Annotated in this window: 17 protein-coding genes and 1 riboswitch; of the genes, 11 read left to right on the top strand and 6 right to left on the bottom strand. The window is 72.5% G+C overall.

Annotation, left to right across the window (positions count from 1 at the left end; translation table 11 throughout):
- Nucleotides 1-44: 44 nt before the first annotated feature.
- Both ACIQRW_RS35050 and ACIQRW_RS35045 read left to right on the top strand, forming a co-directional pair.
- Complete coding sequence (locus ACIQRW_RS35050) at nt 45-1,970, top strand: GMC oxidoreductase (protein ID WP_403768495.1); 1,926 nt, start codon at nt 45-47, stop codon at nt 1,968-1,970.
- A gap of 101 nt (nt 1,971-2,071) precedes the next feature.
- Nucleotides 2,072-3,838, top strand: coding sequence for a peptidase (locus ACIQRW_RS35045; RefSeq protein ID WP_403768492.1), 1,767 nt, complete (start codon nt 2,072-2,074; stop codon nt 3,836-3,838).
- Nucleotides 3,839-4,204: 366 nt separating this feature from the next.
- Here the strand turns inward: ACIQRW_RS35045 and ACIQRW_RS35040 are convergent, their stop codons facing one another.
- A complete protein-coding gene (locus ACIQRW_RS35040) occupies nt 4,205-4,513 on the bottom strand; it encodes a chorismate mutase (RefSeq protein WP_403768489.1) in 309 nt (102 codons plus the stop codon).
- A gap of 356 nt (nt 4,514-4,869) precedes the next feature.
- On the opposite strand from ACIQRW_RS35040, the gene guaA reads away from it, so the two are divergent.
- The 5 genes from guaA to ACIQRW_RS35015 all read left to right on the top strand — a co-directional run bounded on the left by guaA (nt 4,870) and on the right by ACIQRW_RS35015 (nt 10,248).
- Entirely contained in the window at nt 4,870-6,456 is a 1,587-nt protein-coding gene (gene guaA, locus ACIQRW_RS35035; RefSeq protein WP_274343943.1) for a glutamine-hydrolyzing GMP synthase, read from the top strand.
- A 146-nt stretch (nt 6,457-6,602) separates the two neighbouring features.
- A complete protein-coding gene (locus tag ACIQRW_RS35030; RefSeq protein WP_403768486.1) occupies nt 6,603-7,358 on the top strand; it encodes an SAM-dependent methyltransferase in 756 nt (251 codons plus the stop codon).
- Between the two features lie 90 nt (nt 7,359-7,448).
- Nucleotides 7,449-8,270 (top strand): class II aldolase/adducin family protein, encoded by an 822-nt coding sequence (locus ACIQRW_RS35025; RefSeq protein WP_403768483.1) that lies wholly within the window; start codon nt 7,449-7,451, stop codon nt 8,268-8,270.
- An 80-nt stretch (nt 8,271-8,350) separates the two neighbouring features.
- Nucleotides 8,351-9,619 carry a hypothetical protein gene (locus ACIQRW_RS35020; RefSeq protein ID WP_403768480.1) on the top strand — a complete coding sequence of 423 codons (1,269 nt, stop codon included), beginning with the start codon at nt 8,351-8,353 and terminating at the stop codon, nt 9,617-9,619.
- 119 nt (nt 9,620-9,738) lie between these two features.
- Nucleotides 9,739-10,248, top strand: coding sequence for a DoxX family protein (locus ACIQRW_RS35015; protein WP_403768477.1), 510 nt, complete (start codon nt 9,739-9,741; stop codon nt 10,246-10,248).
- On the opposite strand, the gene ACIQRW_RS35010 is transcribed toward ACIQRW_RS35015, so the two are convergent.
- Entirely contained in the window at nt 10,155-10,418 is a 264-nt protein-coding gene (locus tag ACIQRW_RS35010; RefSeq protein WP_210932485.1) for a hypothetical protein, read from the bottom strand. The genes ACIQRW_RS35015 and ACIQRW_RS35010 overlap by 94 nt on opposite strands.
- A complete protein-coding gene (locus ACIQRW_RS35005) occupies nt 10,405-11,757 on the bottom strand; it encodes a PspC domain-containing protein (protein ID WP_403768474.1) in 1,353 nt (450 codons plus the stop codon). Before ACIQRW_RS35005 ends, ACIQRW_RS35010 begins: the two co-directional genes overlap by 14 nt.
- Nucleotides 11,758-11,973: 216 nt before the next feature.
- Between ACIQRW_RS35005 and ACIQRW_RS35000 the strand changes: the two genes are divergently transcribed.
- Nucleotides 11,974-13,260, top strand: coding sequence for a PspC domain-containing protein (locus ACIQRW_RS35000; RefSeq protein ID WP_403768472.1), 1,287 nt, complete (start codon nt 11,974-11,976; stop codon nt 13,258-13,260).
- Complete coding sequence (locus tag ACIQRW_RS34995) at nt 13,257-13,952, top strand: response regulator transcription factor (RefSeq protein ID WP_007450924.1); 696 nt, start codon at nt 13,257-13,259, stop codon at nt 13,950-13,952. The genes ACIQRW_RS35000 and ACIQRW_RS34995 overlap by 4 nt, the downstream gene beginning before the upstream one ends.
- Nucleotides 13,953-13,985: 33 nt before the next feature.
- Here ACIQRW_RS34995 and ACIQRW_RS34990 read toward each other — a convergent pair whose 3' ends face one another.
- Both ACIQRW_RS34990 and ACIQRW_RS34985 read right to left on the bottom strand, forming a co-directional pair.
- Nucleotides 13,986-14,768 (bottom strand): GNAT family N-acetyltransferase, encoded by a 783-nt coding sequence (locus ACIQRW_RS34990; RefSeq protein WP_403768469.1) that lies wholly within the window; start codon nt 14,766-14,768, stop codon nt 13,986-13,988.
- Between the two features lie 42 nt (nt 14,769-14,810).
- On the bottom strand, nt 14,811-15,890 hold the full coding sequence (locus tag ACIQRW_RS34985; RefSeq protein WP_403768466.1) for an NlpC/P60 family protein: 1,080 nt from the start codon (nt 15,888-15,890) through the stop codon (nt 14,811-14,813).
- A gap of 246 nt (nt 15,891-16,136) precedes the next feature.
- On the opposite strand from ACIQRW_RS34985, the gene ACIQRW_RS34980 reads away from it, so the two are divergent.
- On the top strand, nt 16,137-16,490 hold the full coding sequence (locus ACIQRW_RS34980; protein WP_403768464.1) for a hypothetical protein: 354 nt from the start codon (nt 16,137-16,139) through the stop codon (nt 16,488-16,490).
- A 110-nt stretch (nt 16,491-16,600) separates the two neighbouring features.
- Here ACIQRW_RS34980 and ACIQRW_RS34975 read toward each other — a convergent pair whose 3' ends face one another.
- The gene (locus ACIQRW_RS34975; protein ID WP_403768461.1) at nt 16,601-17,809 is read right to left on the bottom strand and encodes an NlpC/P60 family protein; all 1,209 of its coding nucleotides are present in this window, start codon (nt 17,807-17,809) and stop codon (nt 16,601-16,603) included.
- Nucleotides 17,808-17,974: riboswitch (cyclic di-AMP (ydaO/yuaA leader) on the bottom strand. It overlaps the preceding gene by 2 nt.
- A 281-nt stretch (nt 17,975-18,255) precedes the next feature.
- Between ACIQRW_RS34975 and pcrA the strand changes: the two genes are divergently transcribed.
- A complete protein-coding gene (gene pcrA / locus ACIQRW_RS34970; protein WP_403768459.1) occupies nt 18,256-20,697 on the top strand; it encodes a DNA helicase PcrA in 2,442 nt (813 codons plus the stop codon).
- Nucleotides 20,698-20,842 lie beyond the last annotated feature (145 nt).

The following is a 20,842-nucleotide window of genomic DNA, read 5'->3' as shown; positions in this document are numbered from 1 at the left end:
GCGACTTCCGCCCTTTTCGTACCGATTCCGTTCCGAGGAGTGCCATGTCCCAGGACAGCCCTGCCCAGAAACAGGCCATGAGCCCCGCGCCGACGGTCCCTGTTCCGGCGAGCCCTGTGTCGGCGAGCCCTGTGCCGGCCGAGGACGACGCCGCGTACGACTACGACGTCCTGGTCGTCGGATCCGGCTTCGGGGGCGCGGTGTCGGCGCTCCGGCTGACCGAGAAGGGGTACCGGGTCGGGATCCTGGAGGCGGGCCGCCGCTTCACCCCCGGCACCCTCCCCAAGACCTCCTGGGACCTGAAGAACTACCTCTGGGCCCCCGCGCTGGGTCTCTTCGGCATCCAGCGCGTCCACCTCCTCGGCAACGTCATGGTGCTGGCCGGGGCCGGGGTCGGCGGCGGATCGCTCAACTACGCCAACACGCTGTACGTGCCGCCCGCCCCGTTCTTCGAGGACCGGCAGTGGGCCTCGATCACCGACTGGCAGGACGAGCTGAAGCCGTACTACGACCAGGCCCGCCGCATGCTCGGGGTCCGCCTCAACCCGACCATGACCCCCTCCGACATCCACCTCAAGGCCGCCGCCGAGGCCATGGGCGTCGGCGACACCTTCCACCTGGCCCCGGTCGGCGTCTTCTTCGGCGACGGCAAGGACGCCGACGGCACCGCGAGGGCCAGGCCCGGAGGCACCGTCCCCGACCCGTACTTCGGCGGCGCGGGCCCCGCCCGCAAGGCCTGCACCGAGTGCGGCGAGTGCATGACGGGCTGCCGCCACGGCGCCAAGAACACCCTCAACGAGAACTACCTCCACCTCGCCGAGAAGGCCGGAGCGGTCATCCACCCGATGACCTCCGTCGTCGCGGTCACCGACGACCCCGAGGGCGGCTACCGGGTCCTCACCGTCCCCACCGACCGCCGTCGCAGGGCGAAGCCCACGAAGCTCCGCGCCCGAAAGGTCGTCGTCGCCGCGGGCACGTACGGCACCCAGACCCTGCTGCACACCATGAAGGACCGAGGGCTGCTGCCCCGGCTCTCCGCGAGGCTCGGCGAGCTGACCCGTACCAACTCCGAGGCGCTGGTCGGCTCCCAGACCAGCGACCGCCGCTACCGCAAGAAGCACGGCACCGCGAAGGCCGACTTCTCGCAGGGCGTCGCGATCACCTCCTCGATCCACCCCGACGACAACACCCACATCGAGCCCGTCCGCTACGGCAAGGGCTCCAACGCCATGGGCGCGATGTCGATACTCCAGGTCCCCTACGGGGCCCACCGGGTGCGCGGCTGGCTCGCCAACATGGTCAAGCACCCCACCCTGGCCGCCCGTTCGCTCTCCAACCACCACTGGTCCGAGCGCACCATCATCGGCCTGGTCATGCAGTCGCTGGACAACTCCCTGACGACGTACCGCAAACCGGGTGGCATCGGCAAGGGCCTGCTCACCGCCCGCCAGGGCCACGGCGCGCCCAACCCGACCCAGATACCGGAGGCCACCCACAGCGCCACCCTGCTCGCCGAGGAGATCAACGGCTTCGCCGGCTCCAACGTCGGCGAACTGATGGGCACCCCGCTCACCGCCCACTTCCTCGGCGGCTGCCCGATCGGCGCGAACGCCGACGAGGGCGTCATCGACCCGTACCACCGCCTGTACGGCCACCCCGGCATCAGCGTCGTCGACGGCTCCGCGGTCTCCGCCAACCTCGGCGTCAACCCCTCGCTGACCATCACGGCCCAGGCCGAGCGCGCGATGTCCTTCTGGCCCAACAAGGGAGAGACGGACCCGCGCCCGGAGCAGGGCCAGGCCTACGAGCGGCTCACCCCCGTCGAGCCTCTCGCGCCGACCGTGCCGAAGGAGGCGTTCGGCGCGCTGAAGCTGCCGTTCCTGGGCATCCCCGTGGTGCCGCCGAAGGGGACGGCGGAGGCCGGCGCGAACGTGAAGGGCGTCGGGAACACACCCGTACCCAATCCGTGATCTTTCTCCGGGCAACTCTTCGGCGAGCTGCGCGGTCGAACCCGTACCGCGACAACTGTCACAGCGGTCACACAGCTCCTGCCGAGTCCCAGAGGTCCCCGATGACACCCTTCACCCCGAGCACCGCGCTGCGCCGCGCGGCGGGCTCCCTCGCCGCCGCGGGTCTTCTGGCCGCGGCCTCGCTCGCCGGGGCCGCCGCCCCGGCGGGGGCCGCCGACGTACCGGTGTTCGCCCTCGGCGGCCCCGCCGAGACGGGGCTGAACCCGTACCCGGAGAGCGGCGAGCCGCGGCACTCCACGGTCGGAATCACCGTCAACAACCCGAGCCAGGACGAGGAGAACGGCGGTTACGGGGGCGACTTCACCCTCACGTTCGACCTCAGCGGCATCGAGGGCGTCGCCGAGGTGGCGTTCGACGGCGAGTCCGGCAGCGCGGACTGCGAGGTCACCGGCGCGAAGGCGGTCTGCGAGGACTGGGGCATCTGGCCGGGCAACCAGCGCGCCGCCGACCTCCTGGTCACCGCCGCCGAGGGCAGCCGGGCCGGGGACACGGGCACGATCAGGGTGACCGGCGAGGCGGAGGGTGCGACCTTCACCCCGTTCACCACCCGGCTCACGGTCGGCGGCACCGACCTGGTCATGGAGGAGCTCCCCTTCGACCAGGAGCTGAACCCGGGCGACGAGCAGCAGGCTCCGATCACCTTCTCCAACCGGGGCAGCCGGGACGCCGACGGCGTTCTGCTCACCCTCATGTACACCCGAGGCCTCGACATTCCGCAGCGCTACGCCAACTGCGAGTACACCGAGGACGACCCGGACGTCCCGGGCATCGGCTGGACCACGGCCCTCTGCTCCGTCGAGGGCGCCTTCGAGGCGGGCGAGACGTACACCCTGGCGACCCCGCTGACCATCGAGGCCACCACCCGCGCCTACTACGACACCTTCGTCTACCGCATCCACGAGGACGGCGCCGCCCAGCGCACCGCCCAGCGCGCGGGGGCCCCCTTCGCGCGGGGTGCGGGTCCCGTGCTGAAGGCGGTCCCGGTGAAGGCCTCCCAGCAGGGCGCGACCGCCCGGGGCAGCGACCTCAACCCGGAGGACAACCAGCAGGAAGCCGACTTCCGTACGAAGAACACGGCCGACTTCGTGGCGTACGGCGACGAGGCGTCCGGAGCCGCCGGGACCACGGTGAAGGCCGACATCGGCTTCCGCAACGAGGGCCCCGCCTGGATCGGCCACCTCCGCTCCGGCGAGCCCGTCGCCACTGTCGACTTCACCGTCCCACAGGGCGCGTCGGTCACCGCGAAGCCGGACCGCTGCCGTGCGGTGACCGCCGACGGGAAGTACCGCGAGGACCAGAAGAGCCCCGCGCCGCGTTACGTCTGCGACACCTCGATGACCGTGTGGGACGGGGCCGACCTCGGCCTGCCCTTCGAGCTGCGGATCGACAAGGCCCTGATCGGCGCCGACGGCGAGGTGACCGTCCGCAGCACCTGGCTGCAGAACCCGGCGCTGCCGTTCGACCCGAAGCCGGCCAACAACACCGCGTTCCTCGTCCTGAACGGCGAGGGCGACGGCTCCGACTCCGGCGGCTCGACAGGCGGCTCCTCCGGTGGCGGCTCCGGCGAACCGTCCACCCCGCCGACCTCGGCACCGGACCCGGAGGAGAGCCCGTCCGGCACCTCCGGACCCTCGGCCTCCACCACGTCCGGCGGCTCGGCGGGTACGACCGGGGGCTCCGGCGGCGGGGGCGGCCTCGCCTCGACGGGATCGATCGTCCTGATCGCCTCGGGCACGGCGGCCGCGGCGCTGGCGGCGGGCCTGGTGCTGTTCACGGCGGCACGGCGACGGACTGCGCGGCACGTCTGACCGGCGGCGGAGGAGGGCGGAGAAGGCGGAGGAGGGAGCAGGCCTCCGCCGGGACACGTTCCGATGCGGCCGACCCGGGCGTCCCCGGGTACGGCCGCATATGGGGTGACCGGGCTGCTGTCCCCTGCGGACCGGTCACTTACGCCGGGATGTGGTCCCACGACGTACCTGCGGTACGTCACACGTCCCGGCGGAGCCACGCGTGGTTTCCTGCCGATGCCGCCCCTGGTTGGCACGGACATCAGGCTCAACGAAGGCGCCGCGCTCCCGGTCACGCGCCGTACGGGTGAGACGGGCCCCGAACGCAGATACGGCCCCTGTCCGGCACGCGGAGAACCGTTCCGTCCGGGCGCCGCCCACCGGGCCTCACACCCGGCCGCGGCACAGCTCCAGGAGCGTCATCGCCAGCGCGGTGCCCGGCTTGCCCAGCGCGTCCCTGTAGTGGCCGAGCACGGCCGTCTCCCGGGAGAGGTTGACCCGCCGGCCGCCCGAGGTGATGCGGGCCTGCTGGATCACCGCCGAGACGGCCATCCGTTCCTGGACGAGGCCGATGATCCGGTCGTCGAGGGCGTCGATGCGCTCCCGGGCGCCGCCGATCAGGACGGCGGCCTCGTCGGTGCGGGCGCCGGTCAGCTCGGCGGGGGTGACGGCGGTGGCGCCGGTGGTGCTGTTCATGGTGGTGACTCCCGGTGGGGTGACGGCCCCCGGGGCCAGCAGGCCCGGACACGCGAGACGCCCCGGGCCTGCTGGCCCGGGGCGCCTGGAACGTTGCTTGTCAGTAGCTCAAGCAGCACGACCATGGCAGCCGGCGGGCCGGATGCCATAGGTAAAGACGAAGGTCGTGTGCTGACGCATGGGGCACAGTATGGACCCGGCCCGGCGGCCCCCACAAAACGGGGCCCGGATCCTGAGACGCGACGGGCACCGGTCCCGAGGCGCCGGCCCCGTCCCCCGGCCCGGTGGAGGGCTCGCGCACGGCCGGTAGAATCGGAAGCACCGACCCCCTTCACCACCGCCGGAAGGCCGCCCCCGTGCCAGCAGCACCCCCCGCCGCGCCCGACGCCACGGCCGACGTGGTCCTCGTCGTCGACTTCGGCGCGCAGTACGCCCAGCTCATCGCCCGCCGTGTCCGTGAGGCCCGGGTCTACAGCGAGATCGTCCCGTCCACCATGCCGGTGGCCGAGATGCTGGCCAAGAACCCGCGCGCGATCATCCTCTCCGGCGGCCCCTCGTCGGTGTACGCGGAAGGCGCGCCGTCCCTGGACCGCGCGCTCTTCGAGGCCGGGGTGCCCGTCTTCGGCATGTGCTACGGCTTCCAGCTGATGGCCACCACGCTCGGCGGCACGGTCGACGACAACGGGGCCCGTGAGTACGGCCGTACCCCGCTGCACGTCAGCAAGGCGGGCTCGACGCTCTTCGAGGGCACGCCCACCGAGCAGCCGGTGTGGATGTCGCACGGCGACGCCTGCTCGGCGGCCCCCGAGGGCTTCACCGTCACCGCGTCCACCGACGTCGTACCGGTCGCGGCCTTCGAGAACGACGAGAAGAAGCTCTACGGCGTCCAGTACCACCCGGAGGTCATGCACTCGACCCACGGCCAGCAGGTCCTGGAGCACTTCCTCTACCGGGGCGCGGGCATCGAGCCGAACTGGACCACGACCAACGTGGTCGAGGAGCAGATCGCGCTCATCCGCGAGCAGGTCGGCGACAAGCGCGCCATCTGCGGCCTCTCCGGCGGCGTGGACTCCGCGGTCGCCGCGGCCCTCGTCCAGAAGGCCATCGGCTCCCAGCTGACCTGCGTGTACGTCGACCACGGCCTGATGCGCAAGGGTGAGACCGAGCAGGTCGAGAAGGACTTCGTGGCCGCGACCGGCGCGAAGCTCAAGGTGGTCGACGCGCAGAAGCGCTTCCTCGACGCCCTGGCCGGGGTCTCCGACCCCGAGCAGAAGCGGAAGATCATCGGCCGCGAGTTCATCCGCGTCTTCGAGCAGGCCCAGCTGGAGATCCTCCAGGAGGACGGCCCGGAGGTCGCCTTCCTCGTCCAGGGCACGCTCTACCCGGACGTCGTCGAGTCCGGCGGCGGCACCGGCACCGCCAACATCAAGTCCCACCACAACGTCGGCGGACTCCCCGACGACATCGAGTTCCAGCTCGTCGAGCCGCTGCGCCAGCTGTTCAAGGACGAGGTCCGCATGGTCGGCCAGGAGCTGGGCCTCCCCGAGGAGATCGTCCAGCGCCAGCCGTTCCCCGGCCCCGGCCTCGGTATCCGCATCGTCGGCGAGGTCACCAAGGAGCGCCTGGACCTGCTCCGCGACGCCGACGCCATCGCCCGCGAAGAGCTGACGGCGGCCGGCCTGGACCGCGACATCTGGCAGTGCCCGGTGGTCCTCCTCGCCGACGTCCGCTCGGTCGGCGTCCAGGGCGACGGCCGCACCTACGGCCACCCGATCGTGCTGCGCCCGGTCTCCTCCGAGGACGCCATGACGGCCGACTGGTCGCGTCTGCCGTACGAGACGCTGGCGAAGATCTCCACCCGCATCACCAACGAGGTCGCCGACGTCAACCGCGTCGTCCTCGACGTGACGAGCAAGCCGCCGGGGACCATCGAGTGGGAGTGACCTCCCCGCTCCCGGCGGGCCCGTAGAGCCCTCCCGGACCAACGCCGATGCCGTCGCCCATGCGTTTGGGCGGCGGCATCGGCGTTTCCGGTCCGAGGCCCATATTCGGTGGCACGGTCCTCCCGTCCGTGGAAGGCTCCCGCACCATGTCCGCCGAAGAAGTCCGCGCCATCGTGTCCGCCGCCGGCAATGACCGCCTCACCTGGAACACCCCGCTCTCCGAGGAGCACGCGGGCCGGCTGATCGCCGCCTGCGCCCCCGCCCCCGGATCACGGATCATCGACCTCGGCTCCGGCTGGGGCGAGTTGCTGATGCGGCTCGTCGAAGCCGCGCCCGGGGCCACCGGGGACGGCGTCGAGACCGACCCCGACGCCGTGGCGCGCGGACGGAAGCTCGCCGAGCAGCGGGGGATCGCGGACCGCGTGCGGTTCCACGAGGTGCCCGCCGCCGAGTGGACCGAGGGCGGGTACGACCTCGCCGTCTCCATCGGCCCCTCGCACGCCTGGCCCGGCACGACCCGGGAGGCCCTCACCGCCCTCGCCGCCACCGTGCGCCCCGGCGGACGGGTCCTGTTCGGCGAGGGGATTTGGCTGAAGGAACCGACCCCCGCCGCACTGGAGGGCATCGGCGCCGGGCCCGGCGACTTCGGGTCGCTGCTGGAGCTGATCCGGCTGGCGGAGTCCGTCGGGCTGCGCGCGCTCCAGGTCACCGTCGCCGATGAGCGCGAATGGGACCTCTTCGAGTCCGAGGGGCCGATCGGCCGCGGGCAGCGCTGGGCACTGGAACACCCGGACCACCCGCTGCACGCCGAGGTGACGGCCGAGATCGACGCCCGCCGCACCGGCTACTACGGCGGCTACCGCTCGTATCTCACGCTCGCCTATCTGGTGCTCAGCGCCTGACCCCCGCCCGGGGGCGTCACACCTCTGGCCACCTGACCCACCCGGCGGTAACTTCCGGTCCCGTACGCCCAGGGAACCCGAGGAGCCGCCATGTCCGAGCCGGTCGCCGTGCCCGCCCCCGCCCCGATCCCCGTCGAGCACCTCCAGTTCGCGATGGAGCCCGTGCACGCCTCGCCGGACGAGGAACGCGCGTACCGCAGGGAGCGGCTGGCGGGCGCGCTGCGGCTGTTCGGGCAGCTCGGGTACGAGGACGGGGTCTCCGGGCACATCAGCGCCCGCGACCCCGAGCTGGCCGACTGCTTCTGGGTCAACCCGTTCGGCGCCCCCTTCGCCGACATCGCCCCGCAGGACCTGATCCTCGTCAACGGCGACGGCCAGGTGGTCCGGGGCCGTTTCCACGTCAACCAGGCCGCGTTCGCCGTCCACGCGGCGGTGCACCGGGCCCGCCCGGACACCGTGGCCGTCGCGCACACCCACTCCGTGCACGGGCGGGCGCTCGCCGCGCTCGGGGAGCCGATCGAGCCGATCACCCAGGAGTCCTGCGCCTTCTACGAGGACCACGCGCTGTACGACGCCTACTCCGGGGTCGTCGTGGACGAGGACGAGGGCCGGCGGATCGCCGCCGTGCTCGGGCCGCACAAGGCGGTGATCCTGCGCAACCACGGGCTGCTGACCGTCGGCGGCTCGGTGGACGCGGCGGCCTGGTGGTTCCTCACGATGGAGCGCGCCTGCCAGGTGCAGCTGCTGGCGCGGGCCGCCGGGAAACCCGTCCTCATCTCGCACCGGGACGCCGTCACCACCCGCGACCACCTCGGCGGCGACCTGGTGGCCTGGATCAACTACCAGCCCCTGTGGGAGCGGATCGCTCGAACGTATCGACGACACGCGCCCCCGGCCCGCCCCGATGCGTGACCTGGCCGTCCGGTACGGCACAATTCGCAGATATCGCAAGTGAGTTGGCTGTACCGGGGCGGGAAAGGGCGTAATCCTCCGTGGCGTTGGACGAATCCAGGACGAGCGGCACGCACAGCGGCGGCTGTACGTGCGGCGACTGCCCACACGGAGCCCGTCGCGGACACCGGCGCGCCGTCGCCGCGTTCCTGGCCAAACGGGACGAACTGGCGGCGGGTAAGGGGCTTCCCGCCGGGGTCGCCCAGTCCCCGTCCGCGTCCCGGCAGTGGGTGTCCGACGAGCTGACCGGGTCCGCCCGCACCGTCGCCGAGCGGGCCCGGGAAGCCGGTGACGCCTGGCTCCACCAGGTCTGGCGGGGGACGCTGTTCGCCGTCTGGGGCGCGGCCGGGGCCCTCCTCGTCGGTGCGAGCCTCACCGCGATCGGGGCCGGCTGGTCCACCGCCCGTACCGCCGGGCTGATCGCCGCCCTCCTCACGGCCGGGCTGCTCACCGCCGCCGCCCGCTTCCACCGCGCCCGGGGCGGCCTCCTCGCTCCGCTGATCGGGGAGGACAACCGGCTCTCCACCTCCCGGACGGTCGCCGGGGTCTGGGTGCTGCTGGCCGCCTTCGCCGTTCTCGTGCTCGCCCTTCAGCTGGCGGGGGCCTCCGACCCGGAGAAGAGGGACGCGCTGATCGAGGGGCTCGACCTCGTGCGCTCCGCCGGGGTCGTGACCGTGCTGGCGCTCGTGTGCGCGGTCGCCGTCGTCGTGCGCCGCGTGGTGACCGTACGGGTGCTGGGCCAGCGGCTCCAGAAGCTGCGCGCGGACCGGCCGCGCGCCGCCGACCTGCTCACCGACGACTCGGGGCGCGGCTCCTTCACCGATGTGCAGTACGTGCTGGTCAGCGCCGTCGCCGTGCTGTTCGCCGCGGTCCGCCTGGCCCGCCGCCCCGAGCAACTGCCCGACCTGCCGTGGGGGCTCGCGCTGCTGGTGGCGGTCTCGGCGGCGACCTACTTCGCCGGGAAGTACGCGGAGGGCGGCCGGCCCGTCGTGCTGTCCGTCGTGCGGGCCCGGGAGGCCGGGGACCTGGACGCCCCGATCCGGACCGGCGACGACATCGAGATCCGGGGCGCGGGCTTCGTACCGCCCGGCGCGGGCAGCCCCGACCGGCTGGCCCGGCTCGTCGTACGGATCGGCACGGTCCACGTCCACGTACCGCTGATCCCGGTCGCCGGGGGCTTCGCCAACCCGACCGACACCGTTCTCACCGTGCCCGTCCCGGTCGAGGTCGAACCGGGGACCGTGGACGTCCAGGTCGTCACCGCCGCCGGGGTCGAGACCAACCGCTGCCCGATCGACGTCACGGACTGACCGGCACCGGAGCCCCGGGCGAGATTCCGCCGCCGATCGCGTCCCAGCCCTGGTGAGCGGCGCGCCGAAGGCGTACGTATGGTCGAGGTGACGGGACTTCGGGAAGCGGGGCAGCGGTGATGAACGGTTACGGCGGCGGATCGTACGGTCTGGGCGATCGCAGGACACTGAGGGAACAGGCGGGCACGTACGCCCTGCTGCCGCTGCGGATCTTCCTCGGCGTCACCTTCGTCTACGCGGGCCTCGACAAGCTCACGGACAGCGCGTTCCTGTCCGCGACCGGCACCGGATCCATCGGCGAGATGATGCGCGGGGTGCGCGACTCCTCCGCGATCCCCGCCCTCGTCGATCTGGCGCTGAAGAGCCCCGAGGGCTTCGGCCACGCCATCGCGATCGGGGAACTCCTCGTCGGCCTCGGCACCCTCGTCGGGCTCTGGGCCCGGCTCGCGGCGCTGGGTGGCGCGCTGATCTCGCTGAGCCTCTGGCTGACCGTGAGCTGGCAGGCCACCCCCTACTACTACGGCAACGACCTTCCCTATCTGATGGCGTGGCTGCCGCTGGTGCTCGCGGGCGCCACGGTGTTCTCCGCCGACGCCTTCCTCGCCTCGCGCCGCCGCCGCAGCATGTAGGCGGCCCACGTCACCGTCGCGGCCAGCCACAGCCCACCGAGGAACAGCGGCAGGAAGAACGTCCACGGGACCTCCCAGGCCCCGGCGGCGTCGGCCGCGTACCCGCCGGCCAGACCCAGCATCGTCAGGCCCGCCACCGCGCGGCCGGGCCGGAATTCATGACGCAGCACGGGTGACCTCCACCTGTCCGATACCGACTTCCAGCACCAGTTCGATCGTTCCGGCGGGCTTCGTGCCCGCGGACGGCGGCAGCGTCCGCTGCTTCGCCTCGTCGCTGTTGATCCGTACCTGGACCCGCTGCCCCTCCTCCAGCCGGATCTCCCCGAGACCCGCCTCGGCGCGCACCTTCACCGTCACGTTCTCCGGGACGACGACCGCCGCCCGCCCCGCCGCCACATCGAGCCCCGTGCGCACGGTCTCGCCCTTGGCCACCTTCAGTCCGGACAGGTCCAGCCTGGCGTCGCCCGTACGCAGCTCGTAGTGCGGCGCGACGGCGGACACCGAGGCCGGCCGCCACTCCTGGCGCGCCCACGAGGTGTCGATGTCCTTCGGGAGCACCGCCGCGCCCGCCAGCAGGCCCGCCGTGATCATCGCCATCAGGACCGTGCCGAAACCGGTCCGCCCCAGCAACGAGGCGATCAGCAGGCCGAGCCCGAAGACGGCGAGAGCGGCGACCAGACCGATCTGGAGGGCGGTGCCCAGCGGCTGCTGCTCCCAGCTCAGCCCGGTGCCCAGACCGCCCGCCACCAGCGCCGTCAGAAAGACCGGACCGCCGATGGAGCGCGGCCCGCGCTCCACGGGCGACGGCTGCGGCCTCAGGAACGGGGCGTCCGGGGTGGGCCGGCCGGCCTTCGCCCCGGCGCGCGCCGTGCCGACGTCCGTGTCCGGCGGACCCCACAGATAGCCGGGGCCGACCGGCCCCGTGGTGCCGTCCTTGACGATCGGGTCCCGCCACCACGACGGACTGCCCGGTGTCGGCGGGGCCTTCACCTCCGGCGGCGGCGTGCCGAGCCCGCCCGTGTGTACGGGGCCGGGCGGGGCCGCCGGTGCGCCGGGCGGGGCCGCCGGGTCCTCCGGGGCCCCCGCCGTCCGCCGGGACTGCGTCCACACGGAGAAGCCGACGACCGCCAGCGTCAGCAGCGCGGCGAACGCCAGCATGCCCCGGTTGTGCAGCATCGACAGGAACAGCCCGCAGCCGATCAGCGCCAGCAGCAGCGCCACCAGGGACGCCCCGTCGACCCGCCCCGACAGCAGTTTGCGCGCCTCGTTCTCGTCGTCGCCGTCCGCGGGCAGCAGCAGCCACGCGAAGCCGTAGAAGATCAGACCGATGCCTCCGGTCGCCGACAGCACACCGAGCACGATCCGGAAGATCACCGGATCCACGTCGCAGTACCGGCCGAGTCCGCCGCACACCCCGGCGACGACCTTCTGTCGCGGGGTGCGCCGCAGCGTCGGCTTCGGCGCTTCGGGGGGCGCGACGCCGGGAGCGGCGTCCGAGGGAGCGGTCATGCCTCCATGGTGACGGTCCGGACCGCCCGCCGGGACCCGCGCCGACCCTGGACGGTCCCTGATATTGCCCGCGTACGCCCCTGAAGGGCCGGGGCGCACGCGCCGGGCGGCGCGGGGAGGGGAGCTGTCATCAGGCGTGCGCTGGGGACAGCATCAGGGTCACTTCGGGGGCCGACCCTGATGCCGCCCCGCGTCCGCGCGTGTGACGATCGGGGTATGCCAGCCGCCACCGCCCGAGCCGCCAGCTCCCTCGCCGCCGACCCGGAGGAGCCCGCACCGCGCAAGCTCTACCGCAGCGCCGACGGCCGGCTGCTCGGCGGCGTCGCGCGCGGGCTCGCCGGACACCTCGGGCTGCCCGTCGCCTGGGTGCGGTTCCTCTTCCTCGGGCTGTTCTTCACCGACGGCCTCGGCGCGGTGCTCTACGCGGTGTTCTGGATCGTCGTGCCGCTCGGCGTCGGCGGCGTCGACGCCCCGCGCTCCGTGTTCGAGACGTCGGCGGACGGCCGCCGCAAGCTCCGTAAACCGGACAGGGGCCAGGTCTTCGCGCTGGTCGCCCTGACCATCGGGGCCGTCGCGTTCGTCGTCAACGTCGACATGGGCAGCGAGGCCGACCGCTACATCTGGCCCACCCTCCTGATCGGCGCGGGCTCCGTCCTGGTCTGGCGGCAGGCGGACAACGCCCGCCGCGCCCGCTGGATGGAGACCGGTCGCAACCGCAAGCTGCTGCACCTGGCCCGCGGCCTCGCCGGAGTGGCCCTCGTCGGCCTCGGCCTCGCCGTGTTCATGGTGGTGCGCGGCTCGGCCGCCCAGCTCGGCAACGTGCTCACCGCGGCCATCGCCGTACTCACCGGCATCGCCCTGCTCGCCGGCCCCTACCTGGTGCGGATGACACAGGACCTCTCCGAGGAGCGCCTGATGCGCATCCGCGCCCAGGAGCGGGCCGAGGTCGCCGCCCACGTCCACGACTCCGTGCTGCACACCCTCACCCTGATCCAGCGCAACGCCGACGACGGCGGCGAGGTCAGACGCCTCGCCCGCGCCCAGGAGCGCGAGCTGCGCAACTGGCTCTACAACCCCGAGGGCACCGGCAAGGACGAGGACGACGAGCCGGAGACCCTGGCGGAGGCGGTCAAACGGGCCGCCGCCGAGGTCGAGGACAAGCACGGCGTCCCGCTGGAGGTCGTCGTGGTCGGCGACTGCCCCCTCGACGACAAGCTGACCGCGCAGATGCAGGCCGCGCGCGAGGCGATGGTCAACGCCGCCAAGTACGGTGGCGAGGGCGGCGCCGTCCAGGTCTTCGCGGAGGTCGAGGGCCGCACGGTCTTCGTCTCCGTACGGGACCGGGGTCCGGGGTTCGACCTCGACGAGGTTCCCGGGGACAGGATGGGCGTACGAGAATCAATCATCGGCCGGATGCAGCGCAACGGCGGCAGAGCCCGGCTGCGTTCGGTGCCCGGCGGGGGCACCGAGGTCGAGCTGGAGATGGAGAGGGCGAGCGAATGACCGAGAACACCGAAGCCACCGGGGGCCCGGAGCGACGGGTACGGGTCGTGCTCGTCGACGACCACCGGATGTTCCGCACCGGGGTGCAGGCCGAGATCGGCCGCACCGAGGAGACCGGCGTCGAGGTGGTCGGCGAGGCCGCCGACGTCGACCAGGCGGTCACCGTCATCACGGCGACCCGCCCCGAGGTCGTCCTCCTCGACGTCCACCTCCCGGGCGGCGGCGGCGTCGAGGTGCTCCGCCGCTGCGCCCCCATGATGGGCACGGCCGAGAACCCGGTCCGCTTCCTCGCGCTGTCCGTCTCGGACGCCGCCGAGGACGTCATCGGCGTCATCCGGGGCGGTGCGCGCGGCTATGTCACCAAGACGATCACCGGCACCGACCTGGTGAACTCGGTGTTCCGGGTCCAGGAGGGCGACGCGGTCTTCTCGCCGCGTCTGGCCGGCTTCGTCCTGGACGCCTTCGCCTCCACGGACGCGCCGCCGGTCGACGAGGACCTGGACCGCCTCACCCAGCGCGAGCGCGAGGTGCTGCGGCTGATCGCCCGCGGCTACGCGTACAAGGAGATCGCCAAGCAGTTGTTCATCTCGGTGAAGACGGTCGAGTCGCACGTCTCGGCGGTCCTCAGGAAGCTCCAGCTCTCCAACCGGCACGAGCTGACCCGGTGGGCGACGGCTCGACGGCTGGTCTGAGCCGGGGCAGCCCTCAGTGAGCCGGGGCAGCCCTCAGGCGGTCTCCGGCCCCGGCTTCGGCTCCAGCGAGATGTTGACCTTCTCGCCGATCCTGCGGTAGCCGATGCCCGCGTAGACCCGCTCGACGCCGGGGTCGCCCGGCTCCAGCCAGACCGCCCGGCAGCCCCGGTCGAAGGCCCGTTCCGTCAGCCACGTGGAGAGCGCGGCGCCCACGCCCCGGCGGCGGTGGCGGGCGGCGACGGCGAGCCCGGCCAGCTCGCTCAGGCCGTCGATCGCGGCCGAGCAGCCGCCGGCCCCGGCCGGCGCTCCGTCGAGGACGGCCAGTGCGGCGACCCCGTCGCCGGCGGCCGCCGCGCGCAGCCAGTCGGTCATTCCCGGCTCGGGCTCGCCCTCGCCGCCGAAGCCGTGGTGCTGGACGCGGGCGGCCTCGGTGAACTCCGCCTCGGTGACCGGTGTGCCGATGCGGAGACCGTCGACCGGCCTCGGCGGCCGGAGGTCCTCGCGGCCGCAGGCGAGCAGCGGGGCGCGGTTCTCCACGGTGAAACCGGCGGCCAGCAGGGCCGGTTCCACGGCCGGGGCCCAGGCGGGCAGGAACTCCAGGCGGGGAAGCCGTTCGTGTTTCCCGAACGCGTCGACCAGGGCCGCCACCTCGTCCGCCGTGGGTTCCGCGTCCCGGTCGGGGATGGCGTAGTTGGCGTACTTCAGTTCCCAGCCCGGGTTGTGCCGGACGGTGAACGGGCCCACCCGGTAGTGGTCCGGGGAGCGCAGCGCGAGCGCCCGGGCGTAGTCCTGGACGGCGTTCGCCATCGACGTCATACGGGAGTTCCTTCGGCGGGAGATCGGGACCGGCGCGGCGGACTATGCCACCCGGGTCGCTCCGGCGAAAGGCATCTGATCGACGGGTGCGATGCGGACCGGCGCTCCGGGGCGCGGGGCGTGGATCATCTGGCCGCCGCCGATGTAGAGGCCGACATGGCTGATCCCGGAGTAGAAGAACACCAGGTCACCGGGGGCCAGTTCGGAGCGGGGGACCCGGGCTCCGGCGTTGATCTGGGTGTAGGTGGTGCGCGGCAGGCTCACGCCCGCCGCCTTCCAGGCCGCCTGGGTCAGGCCCGAGCAGTCGAAGCCGTTCGGGCCCGTCGCGCCCCAGACGTACGGCTTGCCGATCGCGCCGTACGCGAAATCGATGGCCTGGGCGGCGCGGGAGCCGGGGGCCGCGACCGGACCGCTGCGGACGGTCGAGCGGTCGGCGTGGGCCGGGCCGCCGGCGCCCCGGGCGTCGGCGGAGCGCTCGTGGGCGGCGCGCTCGTCGGCGGTCAGGGTGTCCAGCAGCCTGCGGGCGTCGGCCAGCTTGGTGCGGATCGCGGTGCGGTGTTCGCGCAGTTCGGCGCGGCGGGCGGCGAGGCGTTCGGTCTCCTGGTCGGCGCGTGCCTTGACGCGGGTGATCTGGGAGACCTGGCGCCGGATGCCGCGCAGGAGGCCGCTCTGCCGGTCGCCCGCCCGGTCGAGGTAGGAGGCGCGTTGCAGATAGGCGTCGGGGTCGGAGGAGAGCGCCAGTTGCAGGGCCGGGTCCAGGGTGCCGCTGCGGTACTGCGCGGTGGCCAGCGAACCGAGGGCGTGCCGGGCGGTGTTGAGGCGGGCGGTGCGACGCGCGGCCACGTCGGCCAGGGCGTCGACGGCGCGGGTGGCGTTGGCCGCCTTCTCCTTCGCCCCGTTGTACTTCTCGGTGGCGACCTCGGCGTCGTGGTACAGCCGGTCGACCTTCGCCTTGACCTGCGCGGCGGTGGGGGCCGGCTCGGTGGGGGCCGCGCCCGCCCCGGTGACCGATCCCGCGGTGGCGGCCCCGGCGAGTGCCAGGGTGGCGGCGGTGCGGGCAGCAGAGCCGGTGAGCGGGCGCTGCTTGGGTTTTCGGTGAGCTGACCTGCGGTGCGCTGCCACGGGGGCGGCATCCTTCCTGTCGGGTGCCCGTCGGGGGATACCGGCGGGTCCGTGAAGGACGCTAATCCCGGTGCCGGGAAAAGAGTCGCCATGACCGCTATTGCCCTGATGTGACGTTTCATCGGTCGTAGTTGATCACCGTTATGCCCACACATCAGGGCAATGCGGTCAATGCCGGAGGAAGCGCACAAGGAAGGTCTGCCTCACTGAAAGGAAAATCCTTGGCCCTGGCTAGGCTCCGGAGCCATGGACGTACTCATCAATGTCTTCGTCGCCCTGCACATCATCGGCATCGCCTCCCTGCTGGGCGGCTTCCTGACGCAGATGAAGGCCATGGGGGCGGGCACCGCGCGCTTCATCCCCGCCATGCTGCACGGCGCGCTGACCATGCTCGTCACCGGCATCGCCTTGGTCGGACTCAACCAGGCCGACGACCAGACCGTGAACAACGTCAAGATCGGCATCAAGCTCGCGCTGCTGGTCGTGATCCTCGCCCTCGTCTACGTCAAGCGGGACGACGAGATGGTGGACAAGGGCGCGTTCGCCGCGGTCGGCGGACTGACGGTCGCCAACATCTTCATCGCCACGGTCTGGACCTGAGTCCGCGCGGCGCGCCCGCGCCGGGCGGGGTGCCCGCTCCGGGCTGGGCACACGCTCCGGGCGGGGTGCCCGCTCCGGGCGGGACGCCCGCTCCGCGCTGGGCGCCTGCCCTACGCGGGGCGCACGCTTCCGTAGATCGGCATGTAGTAGATCGACTCCTCGCGCACGTTCGCACCCGGCTTCGGGGCGTGGATCATTATCCCGTCGCCCTTGTAGATGCCGACGTGGCTGATGTCGTCGTAGAAGAAGACCAGGTCCCCGGGGAGCAGATCGGACGTGGCGACCCGCGTCCCGACCTCCACCTGGTCCCAGGTCGTCCGGGGCAGGGTCACGCCCGCCTCCCGCCACGCCGCCTGCGTCAGCCCCGAGCAGTCGTAACTGGAGGGGCCCGACGCGCCCCACACGTACGGCTTCCCGATCTGGGCGCGGGCGAAGGCCAGGACCTTCTCCGCCTTGGCGGCGTAACCGCTGTCCGTACCGGTGCCGGTGCCGGTGCCGGAGCCCGGATCCGTTCCCGTACCGGAACCGGAGCCCGTGTCCGAACCGCCGCCGGACTCCTTCGCCGCCTCCTCGCGGGCCTTCTCCTCGGCCTCGGCCTTCTCCTTCGCCTCGGCGGCCTGCCGGGCGGCCAGCTTCGCCGCCTTCTCCTTCGCCTCGGCCTCCTTCTTGCGCTCCAGCTCCGCCAGCCGCGCCTTCTCCTCGGCGGTCAGCCTCGACAGCAGCCCCCGGGCCTCGGTGAGCTTGGTCTGCACGTCCTTCTTGCTGGAGGCGAGCGTGGCCTGCGTCTCGGTGAGGGTCTCCAGGCTCTTCACCGCCTCCGCGCGCTTCTTCGCCGCCGAGGCCTGCTGCGTACGGACCTCGTCGACGGCCTTCTGCTGCCGCTCCGTCGCCCGGTCCATCAGCCGGCTCTGGTCGAAGTACCCCTGCGGGTTGTCCGCCAGGAAGAACGTCGCTGCGGGCGCGATGCCCCCGTTGCGGTACTGGGCCGCCGCGTACGAGCCCAGCGCCCGGCGCGCCTCGTTGATCTTCTCGGCCCGCTTCGCCACGTCGGAGAGCAGCGTGTCGACCTTCGTCTGCTGGGACGCGGAGGCGGCCTTGGCCCGGTTGTACTCCTGGGTCGCGGTGCCCGCCTGCCGGTACAGGGCGTCGACCTTCTTCTGCACTTCCTCGATGGCGGGCTTCGGCTCCGCGGGCGCGGCCGTGGCGCTCTGCGTGGAGAGCAGCGTCACAGACGCCAGCGCGGCCGTCGTCAGCCCGACGGCGGGGGTGGTGGTGCGCACCTTCGTGCGCGGCTTGCGATGCGATGCCAAGACCGGCATCTCCTTCCGTGGACCGCCTACCGGGTTAGCTGTCGGGTTCGGACGGAACGGAAGGTTGTCCTACGGTCCGGATGCGAGGGCACGGACCGATTCACCCCGGTGTTGCGTGTGGGTCCCCGGTTCCGAACTGTCAGGGCGGCAGGACGGATTCGGCAGAGGTGCCCGTCAGGCGTGGTTCGCCTCAGGGAGGGTACGGGCCACCTGACCGAGCACGCTAGCCAACCGGCCCCGCCGCTGGGAAGGACGATGAGCGATATGCCCGATACATTTTCGTGACCTTTCCGGATCGGGGGGTCCGCACCCCCTCCGACCGGGCACTCCTTCACGGAACGTCGGCGTCCGGTCTCCGTGCGTACCCGGTACGGGCGTGTCGGCGGCGGGTAGCGGAGCCCGCTTCCCGCCTTCGGCGGAACCTTGTCAGTCCGGCCGCCTAGACTCGGGAGGCGATGAGCAGCCTCTTTGACGACAGTTTCCTGACCGGCCTCCAGCCCGCGGAGGACGGCCCCCCGCCGCCCCCCGAGGACCACGCGCCCGAAGCGGTGCCGGAGGAACTCTTCGAGGGCGTCTACGACGCGCCCCCGCCGCCCCGGGACGGGTATTACCGGGACGGGCACCCGCGCCCGGCGATCGACTCCGCCGCCCTGCTCGACGGGCTGAACACCGAGCAGCGCGCCGCCGTCGTGCACGCCGGGTCCCCGCTGCTCATCGTCGCCGGGGCCGGCTCCGGCAAGACCCGCGTCCTCACCCACCGCATCGCCCACCTGCTGGCCGAGCGCGGGACGCACCCCGGGCAGATCCTCGCGATCACCTTCACCAACAAGGCCGCGGGCGAGATGAAGGAGCGCGTCGAGCAGCTCGTCGGGCCCCGCGCCAACGCCATGTGGGTCATGACCTTCCACAGCGCGTGCGTCCGCATCCTGCGCCGTGAGTCGAAGAAGCTCGGCTTCACCTCGTCGTTCTCGATCTACGACGCCGCCGACTCCAAGCGACTGATGGCCCTGGTCTGCCGCGACCTCGACCTGGACCCGAAGCAGTTTCCGCCGAAGTCCTTCACCGCCAAGGTCTCCAACCTCAAGAACGAGCTCATCGACGAGGAGACCTTCGCGGGACAGGCCGCGGACGGCTTCGAAAAGACCCTCGCCCAGGCGTACGCGCTCTATCAGGCCCGCCTGCGCGAGGCCAACGCCCTGGACTTCGACGACATCATCATGACGACGGTCCACCTGCTCCAGGCCTTCCCGGACGTCGCCGAGCACTACCGCCGCCGCTTCCGCCACGTCCTCGTCGACGAGTACCAGGACACCAACCACGCCCAGTACACGCTGGTGCGGGAGCTGGTCGGCCCGGCCGGGGAGGCCGACGCACCCGCCGAGCTGTGCGTGGTGGGCGACGCGGACCAGTCGATCTACGCCTTCCGGGGCGCGACCATCCGCAACATCCTCCAGTTCGAGGAGGACTACCCGAGCGCGACGACGATTTTGCTGGAGCAGAACTACCGCTCCACGCAGACGATCCTCTCCGCCGCCAACGCCGTCATCGAGCGCAACGAGAGCCGCCGCCCCAAGAACCTCTGGACCAACGCCGGCAGCGGCGCCCGCATCACCGGCTACGTCGCCGACACCGAGCACGACGAGGCGCAGTTCGTCGCCGACGAGATCGACCGGCTGACCGACGCGGGCGACGCCAAGGCGGGCGATGTCGCCGTCTTCTACCGGACCAACGCCCAGTCCCGTGTCTTCGAAGAGATCTTCATCCGCGTCGGCCTGCCCTACAAGGTCGTCGGCGGTGTGCGCTTCTACGAGCGCAAGGAGGTCCGGGACGTCCTGGCCTACCTCCGGGTCCTCGCCAACCCCGAGGACACCGTTCCGCTGCGCCGCATCCTCAACGTCCCCAAGCGCGGTATCGGCGACCGCGCCGAAGCGATGATCGACGCCCTGTCGATGCGCGAGAAGATCTCCTTCCCGCAGGCACTGCGCCGCGTCGACGAGGCGTACGGCATGGCCGCCCGCTCGTCCAACGCCGTCAAGCGCTTCAACACGCTGATGGAGGAGCTGCGCACGATCGTCGAGTCCGGCGCCGGCCCCGCCGTCGTGCTGGAAGCGGTCCTGGAGCGCACGGGCTATCTCGCCGAGCTCCAGGCCTCCACCGACCCACAGGACGAGACCCGCATCGAGAACCTCCAGGAACTCGCCGCCGTCGCCCTCGAATTCGAGCAGGAGCGCGGCGACGAGGAGGGCGCGGGCACGCTCGCGGAGTTCCTGGAGAAGGTCGCGCTCGTCGCCGACTCCGACCAGATCCCCGACGAGGACGAGGACGGCTCCGGCGTCATCACGCTGATGACCCTGCACACGGCGAAGGGGCTGGAGTTCCCGGTCGTCTTCCTCACCGGCATGGAGGACGGCGTCTTCCCGCACATGCGGGCCCTCGGCCAGACCAAGGAGCTGGAGGAGGAGCGCCGCCTCGCGTATGTCGGCATCACCCGCGCCCGCGAACGGCTCTATCTGACCCGGGCCGCGATGCGCAGCGCCTGGGGCCAGCCCTCGTACAACCCGCCCTCGCGGTTCCTGGAGGAGATCCCGGAAGCGCACCTGGACTGGCGGCGCAAGGGCCCGATGGCCGCCCCCGCCGGGCCCACCTCCGGCATCACGTCCTCGCTGTCCTCCTCCCGTTCCCGCTCAGGACCCTCGGGTTTCGCGACCCGACGCGGCGGCGCGGAGAAGCCGACGGTCACCCTGGTGGCCGGGGACCGGGTCACGCACGACCAGTTCGGGCTCGGCACGGTGACGGCCGTCGAGGGCTTCGGCGACCAGGCCAAGGCGACGGTCGACTTCGGTGACGAACGCCCGAAGAAGCTGCTGCTGCGGTACGCGCCGGTCGAGAAGCTGTAGAGGGGCGGGCCAGGCTGGACGGACGGAAGCGGGGGGGGGGGGGGCGGGCCCCCCCCCCCCCGCCCGGCGGGCCGGGGGGGGGGGGGCGGCGGAGCGACGGGGGGGTGGCGTGGGTGCGCGCCCAAACCACCCGGGGCGTGGGGGC

Origin of the sequence: Streptomyces sp. NPDC091287 (assembly GCF_044768525.1) — a bacterium.
In the GTDB taxonomy this organism is placed as follows: Bacteria; Actinomycetota; Actinomycetes; order Streptomycetales; family Streptomycetaceae; genus Streptomyces.
Note: the sequence above shows the minus strand (reverse complement) of the source record. Positions and strands in the feature narration are given on the sequence as shown.